The sequence below is a fragment of the Emticicia sp. 21SJ11W-3 genome (genome assembly GCF_024138715.1).
Classification (GTDB): domain Bacteria; phylum Bacteroidota; class Bacteroidia; order Cytophagales; family Spirosomataceae; genus Emticicia; species Emticicia fluvialis.
In genome coordinates, this window is the sequence record NZ_CP092074.1 from 268975 (window position 1) to 286935 (window position 17961).

A 17961-nucleotide genomic window follows, 5' to 3' on the forward strand; every position below is an offset into this window, starting at 1 on the left:
TTATGTTTTAGCAATGTGCTTTATGCCATCCAGCAGCCGGTCTAAGTCGTTAAGAGTAGTGTACACATGAGGTGTTACCCGTACGCCATCCAACTTTTCCCATTTAACGGGCGAGGTATGTATTTTGAATTTCCCGAGCAATTCGCCTTCAATTTTGCCGGCTTCCAGGCCTTCTATGCCAAAATGCGCCAATGCACCCGAGTATTCGGCTTTTAAAGGCGTATTCAGCTTAAACTTTGTAATACCTGAAGCCTCTTTGGCCCAGTAGTTTTTCAGATACCGCAAGCGGGCTTCTTTACGGGCATTGCCAATAGCCAGCTGGAAATTAAGCGCCTGCCCAATGGCCTGCTCTATCATAAAAGGTCTGGTACCCAGATTTTCAAACTTACGGATATTGTCAGACGTGGGCTTATCATTAGGTATCAACGGAAACACCTTGCTGATTTTCTCTTTCTTTATCCATAACATACCAGAGCCTATGGGTGCCGATAGCCATTTATGCAGGCTGGTGCCGTAATAATCACCTCCTAAATCAGGTATTTTATATTCCAGATGCGCAAAAGAATGAGCGCCGTCTATCAGTACTTCAATGCCTCTTTTATGGGCCTCGTCAGCTATTCTTCTTGCCGGTAGAATTTGTCCGTTCCAGTTTACAATGTGGGTAATATGCACCACTTTAGTTCGGGGTGTCATTTTCTCCACAAATTTCTTCACAATCAGGTCGTTGTCTTCAAGCGGCAGGTCTATATCTACATAGTTGATTTTCAGTCCGTCGCGCATTTCTCGCATCCGCCAGGCATGCAGCATATTCGGGTAATCGTAGCGGGTCATTACCACCTCATCACCTTTTTGTAACGGTAAGCCCAGAATCACGGTGTCCAGTGCTTCGGTTGCATTGCGGTTGATAGCAATTTCTTCCGGCGATACCCCCGCATATTTTGCCAGATTCTCTCTCAGGGGTTCTCTTCCCTGGTCTAGTATGCGCCACATAAAATAACTGGGCGCTTCGTTGGCAAATTTTCCATAACGTTCTACGGCATTTTGTACCACCAGGGGTGCAGGGCTTACGCCACCGTTATTCAGGTTAATAATCTGAGGAGACACCGTATAAGCCTGTTGAATCTGATACCAGTAGTCTTCGTCAGATGCCAGTTCCAACGCTGATTTATTGGTTTTTAATGAGCCGATGGTTACGAGCTCGTCGGCTGAAAGTGCCTTTAATGAGGGTAAGAGCGATGCTCCGGTGAGCGCAGATACACTGCGGATGAAGTGCCGGCGTGAGTTCATTGATTCAGTAGTTTAGGAATTGAGTGTTTGCGAATATAAGTAAAAGCAAAACAGATACAAATGGAAGAATTATATTTATTGCTGATTAGACCGGATGTCATTAAAATACATTACAAAATCCAAAAAAAACACAAAATGCCAATGTATATACATGTATGCACTTTAGCTGAAGTGGCTTAAAGCACCTCCGGAGTAAACACTCAATAAACCAAAACACTGAAAGAACAAAGAAACGGGTAGGCCGATTGATAAATTAAAAGCCGACTCAAAATCTGATTTGAGCCGGCTTTTATATATCAATAGAACGAGAATAATTTTATTTACCTGAATACAATTTCGCTACTGCATCCCAGCTCACTACATTCCAGAATGTATCTACGTAGTCAGGGCGTTTGTTCTGGAATTTCAGATAATAGGCGTGTTCCCAAACATCAAGACCCAGAATCGGTGTGCCTTTTTTATCTGCCACGTCCATCAAAGGATTATCTTGATTAGGAGTAGACGTAATAAATAACTTCCCATCGGCATCGGCTGCTAACCATGCCCAACCCGAACCGAAACGTCCAAGAGCCGCTTTTTTAAACTCATCTTTGAAAGTATCAAAAGAGCCAAAAGCCTCATCAATTGCTTTGCCAAGGTCGCCGGTAGGGGCACCACCGCCATTAGGAGACAAAATGTTCCAGAATAAATCATGGTTGAAATGGCCACCACCGTTGTTTCTTACAGGCGCAGGGTATTTGCTGATATTTGTCAACAATTCTTTCAAACTTAAACCTTCTAATTCAGTACCGGCAATGGCATTGTTGAGATTAGTTACATAGGTTTGGTGATGACGGTCATGGTGGATTTCCATTGTTGCCTTATCAAAATGAGGCTCCAGTGCGTCACTTGCATAAGGGAGCGGATCGAGTGTGTATGCCATATCTTAAAGAAAGTTTTAATTGTGATTATCAAATAACTTAGTGTTGAATGTAACGCCGTAGCTATTAGTTTAACGCGAAGCGCTAAAATTATGTTCGCAAATTTCTGAAAAAATTCTTCATTAGTGTTTCGCAATCCTTTTCCAGAATGCCTTTTACGAGCGTAGTTTTAGGATGAAGAATATTGGGAGAAACCCTGGAAAAACCACGTTTCGGGTCAGATGCCCCATATACAATCCGGTCAATCTGCGACCACCCCAAAGCCCCGGCGCACATCACACAAGGTTCAAGCGTTACGTATAAGGTGCAGTCTTTCAGGTATTTGGCACCCAGAAATTGTGCGGCTGCCGTAATGGCAATGATTTCGGCATGCGCCGTTACATCGTTCAGTTGTTCGGTCTGGTTGGTACCTTTGCCTATAATTTTGCTGCCACCTGCTACTACAATTGCACCCACCGGAATTTCCCCGGCATCACCTGCCTGAATGGCTAAATCTAATGCTTTGGCCATGAAGTATTCGTGCGAGTATAGCGGATAAGAGAGACCCACAATAGTAGAATGTTATAATAATGGCTTCCTGAAACAGGAAGCCCGGGTAAAATCAAAATTAAATTTACAACCCAAACTTCGCCGAAAGCTCCAGCATCCTTTCAATAGGTTTGCGGGCCTCTGCAATAATTTCAGGTGATAAGGTTATTTCAGGTGCTTCGTCTCTTAAACACAAATAGAGTTTCTCAAGGGTGTTAAGCTTCATGTGCGGACAATCAGAACAAGCCAGGCAGGCATGGCCATTCTTAGAGGTGGGCGCTACAATGAACTTCTTATCTGGCACGGCTTTGCGCATCTGATGCAGAATGCCCGACTCAGTAGCCACAATAAATTCTTTCTCAGGGTTGTTAATTACGTATTTTAATAATCCGGTAGTAGACCCAATATAGTCGGCCAGTTGCAAAACAGATTCTTCGCTTTCGGGGTGCGCCACAACCAGCGCGGCAGGGTGTTTGGCTTTCAAATCCTGAATCATTTTGCCAGAGAAGGTCTCATGCACCATACAGGCGCCGTTCCACAAAACCATGTTCCGGCCTGTAACTCTGTTAATGTATCCACCCAGATTTTTATCAGGTGCAAAAATTATCTTCTGGTCTTTCGGAAAACTCTCCACAATCTTCACCGCATTGCTGCTGGTGCAAACCACGTCTGTCAGGGTTTTCAAAGCTGCTGAGCAGTTTACGTAAGATATCACCAGGTGGTCCGGGTGCTGCGCTTTAAATGCCGCAAATTCATCAGCCGGGGCTGATTCTTCCAGCGAACAACCAGCGTTCATATCCGGAAGCACCACTTTCTTTTGCGGCGACAATATCTTTGCTGTTTCTGCCATGAAGCGCACACCGGCAAAAACAATCATGTCGGCATCTGTTTTAGCTGCCTGCTGAGAAAGCCCCAGGCTGTCGCCTATGTAATCGGCAATGTCCTGAATTTCAGCTACCTGATAATAATGTACCAGAATAACGGCATTCTTTTCTTTCTTCAGTCGTGCTATTTCAGCAACATAATCAATATTTTCCTTTACCATCTTCATTCTATTTGTAAAAACTGTCAATAAAACGCAAAACCTTTACTGGTTTTAGCTGCAAAGATATTGCTACTTTTGTATCTTTAATGCAATAACAATTTTTACTTACGCAAAATCTCATTCATACTGAAATAGTTTCCCGGGTCAGCCAAAACAATAGCCCTTACAAGCCGAAGTTTGCCTGATTGAAAGCAGGATTTGTTTAGTATTAAAATGATGGTTTAATTTGACAGAAAAAAACGATTATATGTTATCAAAAACCTTTGGGGCTGCTGTATATGGAGTAAATGCCACCTTGATAACAGTTGAAGTAAGTGTAGTACAAGGCATCGGGATGTCTATAGTAGGGCTGCCCGATGGTGCTGTGAAAGAAAGTCAACAACGTATTGATGCTGCGCTAAAAAACTGCAATTATCAGATTTCCAGACAAAAAACGGTTATTAATCTGGCTCCGGCCGATATCCGGAAGGAAGGGTCGGCTTATGATTTGCCGATGGCTGTGGGTATCCTGACAGCGGGTGAGTTAATCAGCCCGGCTAAAAATCTGGTAGAATATGTGATTCTGGGCGAACTGGCCCTCGATGGTACCCTTCGGCCCATTAAAGGCGTGCTGCCGATTGCTATAGAAGCGCGGAGGTCAAAGCTGAAAGGTTTTATTCTGCCTGCTGAAAATGCCATGGAGGCTTCTATCGTTAATAATCTGGATGTTATTGGGGTAAAGACCTTAACAGAAGCCATTGATTTTATAATCGGTGAGAAAGAAATAGAGCCGCTGGTAACCGATACACGTGATATTTTCTATAACTCGATTAACGAATATGAAGCAGATTTCTCTCATGTGCAGGGGCAGGAGAATATCAAACGAGCCATGGAAATTGCCGCGGCCGGTGGGCATAATGTAATTATGATAGGCCCGCCGGGGGCAGGTAAAACCATGCTTGCCAAACGTATTCCGTCTATCTTACCTCCGCTGACACTCCATGAAGCGCTTGAGACAACCAAAATCCATTCGGTAGCCGGAAAACTGGGCTTAAAGGCCTCATTAATTGCCCGTAGGCCGTTCCGCGCACCACATCATACCATTTCAGATGCGGCTCTGGTAGGAGGGGGCGGGTTTCCGCAACCCGGTGAAATTTCGCTGGCACATAACGGGGTTTTGTTTCTGGATGAATTGCCCGAGTTTAAACGCACCGTACTGGAAGTAATGCGCCAGCCACTGGAAGAACGGAAGGTGGTGATATCAAGAACAAGACAGGCGGTTGAGTTTCCGGCCAATTTTATGCTCATAGCCAGCATGAACCCATGCCCCTGCGGATTTTATAATCATCCGGAAAAAGAATGTACCTGCCCACCCGGAACCGTTGGCAAATATCTGAACCGGATTTCAGGGCCCTTGCTCGACAGAATTGATTTGCACGTAGAGGTAACACCGGTGAGTTTCGACCAGATATCATCTACCCGCAAGAATGAATCATCGGCTGTTATCAGAGAAAGGGTAATAAAAGCAAGGGAGATACAGACAAATAGATTTGAAAAATATCCGGATATTCATTCTAATGCCATGATGCCGCCCGAAATGGTGAAAGAAATATGTGAAATAGGCGATGCCGGAAAAGCGCTTCTGAAAAAAGCTATGGAACGGCTGGGTTTATCGGCCAGAGCTTACGACAGGATTCTGAAAGTATCGCGCACGATTGCCGATCTGGCAGAGTCGGAAGAAATAAGGATTGAGCATCTGGCAGAAGCCATTCAGTTCAGAAGTCTGGACAGAGAAAGCTGGGCGGGCTGATAATTGAAAGTAGCTTAAAAAAGAGAAGGCTGTTCTTGATTTTGATTGCTCAAAACTCAATGACAGCCTTCTTGATTATCTCTGAAAATCAAATTTACTAAACTTTCCAGCCATCGCGGTAAGAAGTTCTTCCTACAAACTGGTTGGCTTCTTCCAGGTTAGTAATTCTCATGTTCTCTCCGTCCCAAAGTAGTTTTTTGCGTGCGTAGAATTCCGCCTGCCCTTTGCTGTTTTCTCTGCGTAGCATATAGCTTCTGATAGCCAGGTTACCCATTAAAACAGTTTCTGTCATTGGTCCTGCATAATCAAAAGAAGAGGTAAGCCCTTTGTGTTCTTTGCTGTTAAAGCCGGCCTTACAGGCGTCTACCCATCTGCGTTGGTGTCCGTATTCCGGCTCTATATCCTTTGGCAGGTCAGGGCCTAGTTCTTTTGTGCCATCATTCAGGAATAATTTAGGCATCATTGGCGAGCTGTCATTGATATTCGTGGTTATAATGCCCTTTTCACCAATAATCATTACACCATTGCTGCTGTTGGTGCCGCCAATATCCTCATTAGCCGGTATGATATCCGGGTGAGCAGGTCTGATACCTCCATCACTCCAGGTCATTTCAATCGGCGATTTACTTTTAGCAGTAGCGCCAAAATGAAGGGTAATAAATGAAGAAGCCGGGCAACCTTCAGGGTTGTATTCTGGCGACCACATTTTTGTATAAACCGAAGCAACACTACATTCGGCGTCAGTAGGGTATTTTAATCCTAATGTTCTGAACGGAATATCTATCAGGTGGCAGCCCACATCGCCCAAAGCTCCGGTGCCGTAATCCCACCAGCCTCTCCAGCCAAACGGATGTAGATTCGGAATATACGGTTTATATTCATTTGGCCCCAGCCAGAGGTTCCAGTCTAAGTCTTTAGGTTTCAGGCTGTCGTCTGGTTTTGGCATAGCATTTCCTTGTGGCCATACCGGGCGGTTGGTCCATATCTGTACTTTGGCAATTTTACCCAGTTTGCCAGAGTCTACCCAAGCCTGTACGGTTTTAAGCAAAGGGTTAGAAGCTCCCTGATTACCCATCTGGCTCACAATTTTATGCTTTCTGGCCATTTCGGTTAGCATACGTGCCTCGCGGATATTGTGCGTCATTGGTTTTTGCACATACACGTGTTTGCCGCGTTCCATGGCAAAAGCTGCTGCAGGCCCATGTACGTGGTCAGGCGTAGAAATGGTTACAGCATCAATGTCTTTTTGCTTATCCAGCATCTCGCGGTAGTCGGCAAAAAGCTTGGCATTAGGGAATAGCTTGACAGTTTCTTTGGCTGAGCCTGAAAAGTCGACATCGCAAAGTGCCACAATTCGTTCTCTGCCTTTTACTGAAGCATTGGTGATGTCGCTGCGGCCTTTACCTCCGGCACCGATAGCAGCAATGTTAAGCTGGTCGCTGGGAGAAATAAACCCTATACCACCGAGCACGTTCCGGGGAACTATAAAAAAAGAAGACGCAATGGCTCCTTTTTTAATGAATTCTCTCCGGGATTCACTTGATTTTTCTTTCATGTTTAAAACGCTGTATAAAAGGATTGAATGATTACGTTTTTAGGTAATAAGGTCTGAAGCAAAGCTAGTTGTTTTGGCTTTGCTAAAGTAAATAATTATGCATTTATAATGGGTCAGTGAGGAAATTATTTTATTGCCAATCAGCTAAATAGAATAAATTTCGCGCCTTATTACCAAAAGCAAAATAAATGTGGCGCCGCGCTTTACTTCTGATACTTCAAAACCCTGCTGGCCCATGGTATAAAGTGCTGCATATTCGGCCAGTCGGTATGGCCTCCGTCGTGTTGTCGCCAGGCAAGGTGCCCATCCAGCATGTCTTTGTTTACAGGCGGCATCTTTTCTTTGGTGTAATCGTTCGATACCCCCAGGTCTTTTGCACCTAATAACCTGAATACTTCTCCTGCTGCTATGGTTGCCATATAACTGCCCTGCTGGTCCAGCCAGCGGGCGTCTCCTTTCTCAGGTATGCCGTAACTGATAAACGTGGGTCTTGGCGCACATAAGGCAATTAATTCGTGCGAGTCAACGGGTAAGTCACAGCCGGTTTTTCTGCCAAAAGAGGCTTCTTCCGCGCCGTATTTCATATAATTACCGGCCATCCAGTAGTATTCTCCGCCTGTAAGGCTTTCAACGGCTTCGCCAAACACCCGGCGGTGAAGCGTAGCACCCCCTTTGCCTGAAGAGCCAATCAGTCCGATAGCGAAACGGGTTTCAAAAGCCAGCGTAACCAAAGCAGCTTTACCATAGCGTGAAACGCCCTCAATACCTACCCGTTTGGCGTCTACGGCGGGGTCGGTCTCTAAATAATCAAGGCCTCTTGCGGCACCCCAGGCCCATGCTCTCAAGGCTCCCCAGTCATCTGGTTTGCGGGGCTGGCCTTTATTGACCAGGCCTATAATACCACGGGTTATGCCTGCACCGTTATCAGCCTGTATACTGGCAGGGTCAATAGTGGCATAGCCCCAGCCTGCGGCCAGCAGTTGCTCGGTAGAGGGCGACTCGCCGTTTACTGGTGGCGCAAAGAAGTTAGGCCCCGGTAAGCGGGTAATAGGCAAGTACGCAGGGTATTGGTCAAAAACAGCCTTCAGAGAAGGGTCATGCTTAATCATCATGTCTTTAAAAGCGGCGTTGATTTTCTCCATGTGCTCCGGGCCGGGCTGTGCCGGGGCAGGGAACGACGGCCTGCCGAACATCATCAAAACCGGTACGGGGCCTTTTACGTTGGCTGGTACCACCAACATCATATTGATGTCGACATTGATGAGCGGGTATTCACTATTGTCTACATGGCCTATTAGCTGTTTCGCTACCACAGGTATGCGTCCTATCAGTTCTTTGTCGGTTATTTTTACTGTCCAGGTTACGGCAGGTATTTTATCAGGCAGGCGGCCATACACTTCGCGTTCCAGGTCTTCTATCAGTTCGGGGCGGCGCTTGTTCCACCAATCTTCGGGTGTGCTTACCTTTTTCCCGTTTTTGAGGGTTAGTGCATCGGGTAGTACCGGACACGGATTCGCCATTGCTTCATCATAGTTGGCATGATTCGGAGCAGATTCATTACCACTCGGGCCGGGTCTCAGGCGTTTAATACCCAGTTGCTGCATCATGTTTTCATGGTCCTGTTGGTCGGTAAAAGTTACAGGAGAGGGTAGTTGCGCCTTAGAAGAGGCCGCTTTTTGCGCCACAACGCATGTTGACAAAAGCCACAGAGCAAAGAAAATTCTTTTCATCGGTTTATAAGATTGAATAGTTTCTTTTTTAGGAGAGTTGTGGATTTACAGAACTGTCAGGGAGTATCAGTATTCTGATTTAAAGCTAAACCGGAAAGCGGGGATTTCAAAGTATTAGTGGATTTTTGTATAAAGGGAGTTTAGGCACTAAACAGCAAATAGCATCATGTTAAAGACGGTTTTTTACATCAATGCTTACATGTGATATACGGATTATTTCTGTTATACCCTCAGAAGATATTCTGTAGAAAATGTAGTGCTTACCATATAGTGCCTTTTTGTAGCCGGGTAACACATAATCAATAGGTTTCCCAATTGCATGTCCATTTGCTATTGAGTTGAAAGATGCCAGTATGCCTTCAATATATTTATCGGCTTGTTCACGAGACCATTCGTGAATTGTATAGTCCCAAATATCCTCTAAATCCTGTTGTGCAAGTTGCGAAATTCTGTATTCAGACATATCAACCTACAGATTTTCGTCTTAACTTTTCCTGAAATTCCTGAGGATTAAAGCCTTCAACAAACCCGCTCTGCTCGCCTTCTCTCAATGCCTGTTTCAAAAGCTTTAGTTTTTCTTCTTCCTGCTCTAGTAAACGTAATCCGGCTCTAATCACCTCACTGGTTGATGCGTAACGGCCTGCTTCAATCTGCCTTTGAATGAAGGAGTCAAAATGAGACCCAATGGATATAGATGTATTTTTGCTCATGGTATTAATTGTTACCTAAACAAAAATACCAAAAATTGGTAACTTTGACAAATGCTTTACCCAACAAAAAAGAGAAACATTCAATGCTTCTCTTTTTTGTTTACGTTTACTCCTGCACATCACCCGTATAAAACTGCAGCAGTTTCTGCTGGTAACGGACCTGAATAGTGGCCCGGGCCACATTTACTTTGGCTGATGCCAGCGAGTTTTGTGCCGTAAATAAATCTATTAAGGTAGCCAGACCATTCTGAAAGCGGCCTTGCTGTAACTCAAAAGCGGCTTGTGCTGCTGATAACTGCGCCTGTGCAGTGTTGTACTGTTGTTGTGCGGTTTCGTAGTCGGTCAAGGCTTGTTTAATTTCTGCTCTGATCTGGTCTTGCCTGTCCTGAATATCCAGTTGGCGGTTCATTTCTTCTATGCGGTTTTTGGCAACAGCCGTTTTGGTCTGGTTGCGGTCAAATATATTCCAAACCAGATTTAACCCTGCATATACGTTTACCTGGTTACCCAACTGGCGCAGCATATTGCGTTGCTCAATGCTGCTCAATACATCATTACCATTGATATTCTGCTGGAAAAGGTACCTGCCTGCGGTGGTTAAACCTCCCGTAGCAACCAGTTGGGGTTTTAAATTGGCCTTAATAATCGGGGTTCTCAAGGCAATGGCCTCACGTTGCTGCTTCAGTGTCAATAAATCATTTCTTCTGCTATAAGCTGAACTGATTGCCTCCTGCGCTGAATAACCAGGCAGGCTCTCGTCGGGTAAATCCTGAAAATCGTATTCCCCGGCTGGCAGGTTTAACCTGCGTATTAAGAATATCTTGTGGTTCTGTAGCAGGTTTCTGGCAGCTATTACCTGTTGCTCGTCCAGTCGGGTTTGTGCCTGTTGCTGGTAAAGTTCATTGGGTAATCTAAGGCCGGCTTTTACAAGGCCTGTCAGTACAGTATCGCGTTCTTTAGACAGTTGCCAGTTCTGTTCGGCAATCTCAATTAACCGGCGGTCGAGCGATAATTGCAAAAATGCCAGGCTCAAGTCATTGGTTAGTTGCTGACGCGTAAATTTAAGCTGAGTGGTTGCCGCTTCTTCTGTTTTTTCTGATACCAGCACCTGATACCTACGGGCAGCGCCATCGGCCAACACATAGTTACTGTTGGCCTGCAGGTTTAGCCCTGTATAAGTACTGGCTACCAGAGAAGGCGTAGCCACGGTAAGCAGGTTACTGCCCGACTGGAAATTGAAGCCGCCGTTAAATGTAGCATTAGGCAGGAAGAGGTTCTTGCTTCCGTAAACATCCCATCTGGCAGATTCTACGCTATTCTGTGCTTTTTTAATGCCCACATTCTGCTGTACGGCCATTTGAAGCGTTTCCTGAAAACTTAAAGTTTTTACCTGTGCCGAAAGAGTGAATCCACAGCCCCAGATACATAAAATCAATATGACTCTTTTCATTATTTAGTTGCCGGTTTATTAACCACTTTTACCAGTGTGCTATCTATTAATGAGTTTCCTACGTTCAGGGCCACCACGTCTCCTTCGTTCAGGCCTGCATAAACCCGGTAATGAAGCCCGTCTCCTGCACCTATTTTGATGGGTCTGTAAAACACACGGTTGTCTTTAATAACAGGTGCAAAATACTTATCACCTTTCACCACCAATGCCTGAGCAGGCATGCTTAGAAACTCCTGAGCAGGCAGGTGAATCAGCACTTTCAGAAAACTGCCTGCCAGTATCTGGTTATTGGCGTTGTTGTATTCAATCTCGGCCAGCATCATGCGCGTGCGCGCATCCAGTTCGCCGGTCATACGGGTAATGCTGGCATGCAGGGTATCGGCCGAGCCCGGTACAAGAATATCAACCGGTGTACCCGGGCGGATAGAGGCGGCATCGGCCTGCTCTATAAATATTGTAATCCTTAAACGATTTACCTGCGACACCGTAACCACAGGCAAGGCACTGGTTTGTGAGGATGTAGCAGCCTGCAATAAAGCGCCTACGTCGGCATAACGTGCTGAAACGTTACCCGCAAATGGAGCTCTGATGATGGTGTAAGACAACTTCTCCCGCTGGGCATCCAGGCGGGCCCTGGCCATCTCAACATCGGCGCGTGCTTTATCGGTTTCCTGCTCGGTTACATATTTTTTCGACAGCAAAGACTCAACCCTGTGCAGGTAGCTTTGCTTTTGTTTCAAATCTGCCTCTAAGGCCAGTTTTTCCTGTTCCAAATCCGGAGACTCTATCACAGCAATGGTCTGGCCTGCTTTTACGTTCTGCCCTTTGTCTACATATAATTTTTGCAGATAACCACTTATTTTGGCAAAAAGTGTAACCGATTGGTAAGGACGCGCCTCTGCCGATAGCATCAGGGTTCTTTCTGACTTTTGCCGGCTAATGGTAATGGTGCTTACCGAGGTAGCATCGGCTGTTTTAGAAACCGGAGGTTCGGCAGAATCAGCCCGGTTTATCACAAAAATCCCAACCCCTATAGCCACCACAATGATGGTCAATAATCCGATCCGGCGAAGATTTTGTTGATTTTTCATATTACTTACTTGTTTTAAATGTCTGTTTGTTTCAAGGTTTTTGTTTGATCAGGCTTCTGATTGGCTGTTGTCATCCTGGTCGTCCAGCAGGCTTATATTTGCTTTGGCTTTACCTTTATATAAACCGGCATACACGGCCGGAACTACAAAAAGCGTAAACAGCGTGGCAACAATCAGGCCACCTATAACGGCACGTGCCAATGGTGCATTTTGTTCTGAGCCTTCGCCCAGGCCAATCGCCATCGGAATCATCCCTAACACCATGGCAAGGGCTGTCATCAGAATAGGGCGCATACGTACCTTTCCTGCCTCGGTAATGGCTTTTAGCACGGTATAACCTTCTGCCCGCAAATCATTGGCATAGCTCACCAATAAGGTTGCGTTAGAAGCGGCAATACCCACCGCCATAATTGAGCCCATCAGCGATACTACATTGATGGTAGTGCCTGTGGCAAAAAGAAACAGGATGATGCCCATCAATGCACCCGGGATTGATACCAGTACAATAAGCGGGTCTTTCAATGACTGAAACAAAACTACCATCAGTACATATACCAGCAATATGGCCAGCACCAGACCCTGAGCCATATTAGTAAATGACTCGTTCATTACCTGGCCTTGTCCGCGCACGTTAATGCTGAATCCCTTAGGCAACTGCCCCATGTTTTTTATGATGCGCTCAATATCTGCTGACACTGAGCCTAAGTCGCGGTCTTCTACATTGGCAGATACATTCAGCACACGCTGGATATTCTCATGGTTTATCTGGCTTGGCATAACGCCGGGGGTAATTTCTGATACATTACGCACCGTCTGGGCTATCTGCCTGGGCACGTCTGTTGGCTGCAATGTCGAGTTACTGCTTAAGGCATTGGCCGTAGCGCTGGTGGTGAGCGGCAGATTCATCAGGTCACTTACCGACTGAATCTTACTGCTTGGTGTTTTTACCACTACCGTATAGTTTACATTATTGGCCGGGTTCAGAAAATAAGAAGGTGCAAACAAACCACTCGACGACAGGTTTACCAATAAATTACTGGCCACGTCTCTCTGGCTAAGGCCCACCTGTGCTGCCCTTATGCGGTCAACGTCTACTTTCAGGGTAGGGTAGTCTAGTACCTGTTTAATGGTAACATCTTTTAAGCCGGCTACTTTTCTCAGTGAATCCCGCAATACTTTGGCCATTTCGTAGCCTTTGTTATAGTCGGTTACTTCTATCTGCACATCAATCGGCGAACTCAAGCCGAAGTTCAATACCTGCCCCACCATGTCGGCTGTCTGAAAATACGACTGTGTTCCGGGAAACTCGTTATTCAGAACCTCCCTTATCTTGTTTCTGTATATCTCGGTTGGTTTGTGGTCTTTCTTCAGGGCAATCATAATTTCGGCGTCCATACCGTTTACGTTGTCAGACTGCACATAGGCCAGGTTAAAGAAAATCGGCACACCGATATTGGCGCTGATAGTACTTAATTCTTCCGGAGGAACAATCTTCCTTACGGCTTCTTCAATTCTTTCTACATATTTTTCTGTTTCTTCAATACGCGTGCCAAAAGGCGCTCTGAAATGCAGTTTCATAAAGCCCGTATCTGTAGTGGGGAAGAAGTCGGTACCTACCATTGGGGTTATGAGTACAACCGTTAGCACTACCAGAACAAGCGAGCCTGCCAATAGTAAGCCCTTCTGTTTCAGCATTTTGCCCAGGCGGCTGGCGTAGGTATTTTGCAGACGTTCAAACTGGCGGTCTCTCCAGCGGTCAAATCGGCTGCCATGTGCTTCATGCGCCCCTGCCGAAAGCATTAATCTTGAAAGCAGCGGCACGAGTGTGCGCGATAGCACGTAAGAGGTAAGCATGGCCACTACTACCGACAAGGCCATTGGCACAAACAGAAACCCTGCCGGGCCAGTAATGAACAAAACCGGAATAAATACAATACAGATAGATAGCGTAGCAACCAAAGCGGGCGTAGCAATTTCGGCTGCCCCGTCTAGTATGGCCCGAACGAGCGATTTACCCATGCCTAACTGGCGGTGGATACTCTCAATGGCCACGGTGGCGTCGTCAACCAGCATACCTACGGCTAATGACAAGCCGCCGAGCGTCATGATGTTCAGCGAGTTACCCGTCAGGTCTAAAACAATAATGGCTGTCAGGATTGCCAACGGGATAGACGTGATAACAATGAATACGTTACGCCAGTTACCCAGAAATCCGAATATCATCAAACCAACCAGAAATATGGCCAGAATCATCTCGTGCAATACGTTATCTATGGCAGCACTTACAAATATACTCTGGTCGAAATCGGTCGTTATTTCCAGACCTTCAGGCGCCACTTCTTTTATTTTAGGAATCATGTTTTTTGATGATTCCACAATGGTAAGAGTAGAAGCGCTTGATTTACGCAATATGGTAAGATAGCTGGCGTGCTTGCCGTTAATGCGTACAATATTGGTTGGGTCGGCAAATGAGTCGGATATCTTACCGATGTCTTCAATTTTAATGGTCTGGCCGTTAATTACCTTTACCGGAATATCATAAAACTGGTCAACCGTACTCGGGCTGGCGTTCAGTGCTATGTTATATTCGGTTTCGCCCATACGGGCTGTTCCTGCCGGCAGAATAACGTTTGAGTTCTGCAGGGCAGAAATAACATCGGCGGCCGACAACCCTTTGGCTGTTAGCTGGGCAGGGTCTATGTCAATATTAATCTGGCGTTGCTTCCCCCCATAAACACCAGGGGTCTGCAAGCCCGGAATAGTAAATAAACGCAAACGCAGAAAGTTATTGGTGTAGTCGGCCACGGCATCTTCTCCCATGGTGTTACTTGAAATAATCATGTGTAACACGGGTAGGTTAGAGGCATTATAAGGCAGTAAAACAGGTGGCTGCATACCCGGAGGCATCTGCCGGAGGGCTGTGGATGATACTGCCGAGATTTGTGCCAGCGCCTGGCCCAGGTCTGTGCCGGGTTGAAAATACACCCGTAACAAGCCAATACCCGGAATAGAGCTTGACTCAATACGCGACACCCCCTGTACCTGAGAGGAAATACCCCTTTCGTTATTAATAACAACCCGGCGCTCCATATCCTGAGCTGAAAGACCCGGATATGCCCAAACGATGTTAACAACAGGTATATCAATTTTCGGGAAAATATCCGTTTGCATCGAACGGATTGCCATAATGCCCCCGAGCATCATCAAAAATGCCATGACAGCAATGGTATAGGGGCGATTAAGGGCTAATCGAACAATCCACATAAGTAAAGATTTAGGTTTTAATTATAACTATCAGACCGGCAGATTAACTAAGAACCGAGGGTTCCAGTTGCCATACAGCCAGGTTTTCCTGCAAATGTTTTTCAGATGATGTTCCCGGAATGGGAATAATATTTGATGACTTTCTCAAAAGCCAGAGTAACGAAAGTTGAGGCAGGGTAATACCCAGCTCTGCGGCTTTCTGCCGGTATTTCGGGGCTTTATCGGTGTCAATCATTGCTGTGGGGCAATAGGCAATAAACGCAATGTTTTCGGCGGCACAGGCTTTGGCAAAGTCCAGATGTGTTTGGTTAGTAATGCTGAGCGAATTTTGTACCGAAACTATTTTTGTAATGCCCTGAGCCAGCCTTAACTGCGCCGGTTTTACATTAGATAAGCCAATCTCTTTGATTTTCCCCTGTTTCTTCAGTGTTGCCAGCATCCAAACCGATTCCTCAATTGGTACTTCGGGGTCTACATCATCCAGCTGATACAAATCAATGGCTTCCACATTCAGGCGTTTCAGGCTGGCTTCAACAGCGGTTTTCAGATAACCGGGCTTACCACTGGCGAATATCTTGCCGGGAGCATATTTAACCGACCCACCTTTGGTAGCTACTATTACTTCATGCCTGAAAGGCTCTATGGCCTCGGCTAAAATCAGTTCAGAACAACCCGGGCCGTAGGCATCTGAAGTATCAAAAAAATTGACACCCAGTTCGTAGGCCTTCCGTATCACTCTGATAACCGCCTGGCGGTCGGTGGGTTCACCCCACAACCCCGCCCCGGTTGTAGCACGCATGGTACCCAGGCCAATCCGGTTTATAACCAGCGAATTGCCGATGGTGTATTGTTTGGTAAGTATGTCCATGAATACTATAATAGAAAATAGGCCACAAAGTTCAGTTTACAAAGCCTGTCAAGCACGGTAAGTATTGCATGAAGAATGGTAAAAATCGAAGATGCAGATACCCAAAACTCATGTATTATATAATTATAGCAAGATTTATTATAATTTGCAAATCATAGCCGTTCTCTTATAGTGTACTTTCAGGCGGTTTGCATGCGGTATTCGCGGGGTAACATCCCTGTTGATTTTTTAAAGAATTTGGTAAAGTTGGTTGGTTCGTCAAAGCGTAGCCGGTAGGCAATCTCTGTTACAGAGAGTTCTGTTGTATGCAGCAAAGATTTGGCCTCAAAGGCCAGTCGTTCATTAATCAGCTGTTTGGCCGACTTCCCCAGCTCACGGCGTAGCATATTGCTCAGGTGATTAGGGTGTACATTCAGTTGCTCGGCAAATTCGTTCACCGAAAATACCTTTCCTGTTCTGCCTTTTGATAGCAGCAGAAAGTGTTCTTCCAGCAGGCGTTCAAAAGCGCTGGTCAGTCGTTGGTTTTTTGAATCACCAGCGGTTTGATTGGTATGTGCCTGGTAGGTTTCCTGTGCCTTAATAAAAAAGATTTGCATCAGATGGCGCAGGATGTCCCAGCGAGATGCCCCCGTATTACCTGCTTCTTTCAGCATGAGCTCAAACAGGTCTATAAAGGGCTGTTGCTGGTCGGCTGTCAGGTCAAAAACAGCCCTGCCTTCCAGCTGATACATGGGCAGGTCTTTTACGCACTGCAGGCCTTCCGGGGTAGAGGCAAAGAAATTCTCGTTGAAAAAGCAAATGTATCCCGTCAGGTCTTCCAGCCGGTGGTATTGCTGCAAATGCCAGGGGCTTAAGAAATACAGCGTGCCGGCCTGCATCATAAAGTCTGAAATACCAACTTTAAACGCCAGCCGTCCGCTTGTTATAAGGGCAAAAATGTAGCAGTCGCTTCTGTAAACAGGGCTAAGGGCAGGTCTTGTTTTCATGGCTTCTTCAAACCTGTATAGCTGGAAATCAGACGAATACGGATTGGGTAAGCCTAAAGCCTGCATCAGTTTTGTGATGCCAATAAATACTTCGAAGTCAGGCGTTTTCACAAAAATTGGTTAAAAGCCCAAAAGTACAAAATGAAAGCAGAAATAGAATTTAAAAACTAATTAAATTCGTCCTTAAAAAACCTGATTTGCTCATGTTTTTTGGCCGTTCATCCCAAACGCATAATTTTTTAGACCAAGTATCTTGCATTGCATAGTACCTTTTATTATCTTTGTTATGTTAAATCGAGCAGAAACTGCTTTAAACGATATAGATAATATGGATTTAGAAAATGCTCAAGTGCAGATGCGGAAGGGGATACTGGAGTACTGCATCTTACACATAATTTCGAGGGGTGAGATTTATGCCTCCGAAATTCTGGACGAACTTATCAATGCCAGAATAATGGTAGTTGAGGGTACGCTCTATCCACTGTTGACACGCCTTAAAAACTCTGGTCTTTTAGATTACAAATGGGTTGAGTCAACCTCGGGGCCGCCAAGAAAATATTATGTATTAACCGAAACCGGGCAAATGTTTCTGGAAAACCTTAATGGTACCTGGAATGAGCTGTCAGAATCGGTAAGTACCATTATCAGCAAGAAAACCAAATAATCTTACAATACTGAAGACTTACCTTTCTTTTAAATAAGCCACAGCGGCAATTTCCGGTGGTATTTACAGTTTAA

The 17961-nt window shown here is 45.5% G+C and carries 15 protein-coding genes; 2 read left to right on the plus strand and 13 right to left on the minus strand.

The window, feature by feature from the left end:
- The 4 genes from MB380_RS01135 to nadA all read right to left on the minus strand — a co-directional run bounded on the left by MB380_RS01135 (window position 1) and on the right by nadA (window position 3780).
- Entirely contained in the window at window positions 1-1287 is a 1287-nt protein-coding gene (locus MB380_RS01135; protein WP_253532304.1) for an aminotransferase class V-fold PLP-dependent enzyme, read from the minus strand.
- A gap of 316 nt (window positions 1288-1603) precedes the next feature.
- Complete coding sequence (locus MB380_RS01140; protein WP_101728205.1) at window positions 1604-2209, minus strand: superoxide dismutase; 606 nt, start codon at window positions 2207-2209, stop codon at window positions 1604-1606.
- A gap of 88 nt (window positions 2210-2297) precedes the next feature.
- A complete protein-coding gene (locus tag MB380_RS01145) occupies window positions 2298-2717 on the minus strand; it encodes a nucleoside deaminase (RefSeq protein WP_253535493.1) in 420 nt (139 codons plus the stop codon).
- Window positions 2718-2820: 103 nt separating this feature from the next.
- Complete coding sequence (gene nadA, locus MB380_RS01150) at window positions 2821-3780, minus strand: quinolinate synthase NadA (RefSeq protein WP_253532306.1); 960 nt, start codon at window positions 3778-3780, stop codon at window positions 2821-2823.
- Between the two features lie 247 nt (window positions 3781-4027).
- On the opposite strand from nadA, the gene MB380_RS01155 reads away from it, so the two are divergent.
- Window positions 4028-5569 (plus strand): YifB family Mg chelatase-like AAA ATPase, encoded by a 1542-nt coding sequence (locus tag MB380_RS01155; RefSeq protein ID WP_253532308.1) that lies wholly within the window; start codon window positions 4028-4030, stop codon window positions 5567-5569.
- Window positions 5570-5666: 97 nt separating this feature from the next.
- Here MB380_RS01155 and MB380_RS01160 read toward each other — a convergent pair whose 3' ends face one another.
- The 9 genes from MB380_RS01160 to MB380_RS01200 all read right to left on the minus strand — a co-directional run bounded on the left by MB380_RS01160 (window position 5667) and on the right by MB380_RS01200 (window position 17334).
- Window positions 5667-7124, minus strand: a complete 1458-nt coding sequence (locus MB380_RS01160) for a Gfo/Idh/MocA family protein (protein WP_253532310.1) — start codon at window positions 7122-7124, stop codon at window positions 5667-5669.
- Window positions 7125-7327: 203 nt separating this feature from the next.
- Window positions 7328-8854 (minus strand): S9 family peptidase, encoded by a 1527-nt coding sequence (locus MB380_RS01165; RefSeq protein ID WP_253532312.1) that lies wholly within the window; start codon window positions 8852-8854, stop codon window positions 7328-7330.
- Window positions 8855-9023: 169 nt separating this feature from the next.
- A complete protein-coding gene (locus MB380_RS01170) occupies window positions 9024-9317 on the minus strand; it encodes a type II toxin-antitoxin system RelE/ParE family toxin (protein WP_253532314.1) in 294 nt (97 codons plus the stop codon).
- A gap of 1 nt (window position 9318) precedes the next feature.
- Window positions 9319-9564 (minus strand): type II toxin-antitoxin system ParD family antitoxin, encoded by a 246-nt coding sequence (locus MB380_RS01175; RefSeq protein ID WP_253532315.1) that lies wholly within the window; start codon window positions 9562-9564, stop codon window positions 9319-9321.
- A gap of 106 nt (window positions 9565-9670) precedes the next feature.
- Window positions 9671-11014, minus strand: coding sequence for a TolC family protein (locus MB380_RS01180; protein WP_253532317.1), 1344 nt, complete (start codon window positions 11012-11014; stop codon window positions 9671-9673).
- The gene (locus tag MB380_RS01185; protein WP_253532318.1) at window positions 11014-12105 is read right to left on the minus strand and encodes an efflux RND transporter periplasmic adaptor subunit; all 1092 of its coding nucleotides are present in this window, start codon (window positions 12103-12105) and stop codon (window positions 11014-11016) included. Before MB380_RS01185 ends, MB380_RS01180 begins: the two co-directional genes overlap by 1 nt.
- Window positions 12106-12153: 48 nt before the next feature.
- Window positions 12154-15369 (minus strand): efflux RND transporter permease subunit, encoded by a 3216-nt coding sequence (locus MB380_RS01190; protein ID WP_253532319.1) that lies wholly within the window; start codon window positions 15367-15369, stop codon window positions 12154-12156.
- 43 nt (window positions 15370-15412) lie between these two features.
- Window positions 15413-16237 carry an aldo/keto reductase gene (locus MB380_RS01195; RefSeq protein WP_253532321.1) on the minus strand — a complete coding sequence of 275 codons (825 nt, stop codon included), beginning with the start codon at window positions 16235-16237 and terminating at the stop codon, window positions 15413-15415.
- A gap of 179 nt (window positions 16238-16416) precedes the next feature.
- Entirely contained in the window at window positions 16417-17334 is a 918-nt protein-coding gene (locus tag MB380_RS01200) for an AraC family transcriptional regulator (protein ID WP_253532322.1), read from the minus strand.
- Between the two features lie 217 nt (window positions 17335-17551).
- Between MB380_RS01200 and MB380_RS01205 the strand changes: the two genes are divergently transcribed.
- Window positions 17552-17887 (plus strand): PadR family transcriptional regulator, encoded by a 336-nt coding sequence (locus MB380_RS01205; protein WP_253532324.1) that lies wholly within the window; start codon window positions 17552-17554, stop codon window positions 17885-17887.
- Window positions 17888-17961: the final 74 nt, after the last annotated feature.

Excerpts from the sequence above, each read along its gene's own strand:
- MB380_RS01135 (WP_253532304.1), bottom strand. The coding sequence starts at position 1,287 with ATGAACTCACGCCGGCACTTCATCCGCAGTGTATCTGCGCTCACCGGA.
- MB380_RS01140 (WP_101728205.1), bottom strand. The coding sequence starts at position 2,209 with ATGGCATACACACTCGATCCGCTCCCTTATGCAAGTGACGCACTGGAG.
- MB380_RS01145 (WP_253535493.1), bottom strand. The coding sequence starts at position 2,717 with ATGGCCAAAGCATTAGATTTAGCCATTCAGGCAGGTGATGCCGGGGAA.
- nadA (WP_253532306.1), bottom strand. The coding sequence starts at position 3,780 with ATGGTAAAGGAAAATATTGATTATGTTGCTGAAATAGCACGACTGAAG.
- MB380_RS01155 (WP_253532308.1), top strand. The coding sequence starts at position 4,028 with ATGTTATCAAAAACCTTTGGGGCTGCTGTATATGGAGTAAATGCCACC.
- MB380_RS01160 (WP_253532310.1), bottom strand. The coding sequence starts at position 7,124 with ATGAAAGAAAAATCAAGTGAATCCCGGAGAGAATTCATTAAAAAAGGA.
- MB380_RS01165 (WP_253532312.1), bottom strand. The coding sequence starts at position 8,854 with ATGAAAAGAATTTTCTTTGCTCTGTGGCTTTTGTCAACATGCGTTGTG.
- MB380_RS01170 (WP_253532314.1), bottom strand. The coding sequence starts at position 9,317 with ATGTCTGAATACAGAATTTCGCAACTTGCACAACAGGATTTAGAGGAT.
- MB380_RS01175 (WP_253532315.1), bottom strand. The coding sequence starts at position 9,564 with ATGAGCAAAAATACATCTATATCCATTGGGTCTCATTTTGACTCCTTC.
- MB380_RS01180 (WP_253532317.1), bottom strand. The coding sequence starts at position 11,014 with ATGAAAAGAGTCATATTGATTTTATGTATCTGGGGCTGTGGATTCACT.
- MB380_RS01185 (WP_253532318.1), bottom strand. The coding sequence starts at position 12,105 with ATGAAAAATCAACAAAATCTTCGCCGGATCGGATTATTGACCATCATT.
- MB380_RS01190 (WP_253532319.1), bottom strand. The coding sequence starts at position 15,369 with ATGTGGATTGTTCGATTAGCCCTTAATCGCCCCTATACCATTGCTGTC.
- MB380_RS01195 (WP_253532321.1), bottom strand. The coding sequence starts at position 16,237 with ATGGACATACTTACCAAACAATACACCATCGGCAATTCGCTGGTTATA.
- MB380_RS01205 (WP_253532324.1), top strand. The coding sequence starts at position 17,552 with ATGGATTTAGAAAATGCTCAAGTGCAGATGCGGAAGGGGATACTGGAG.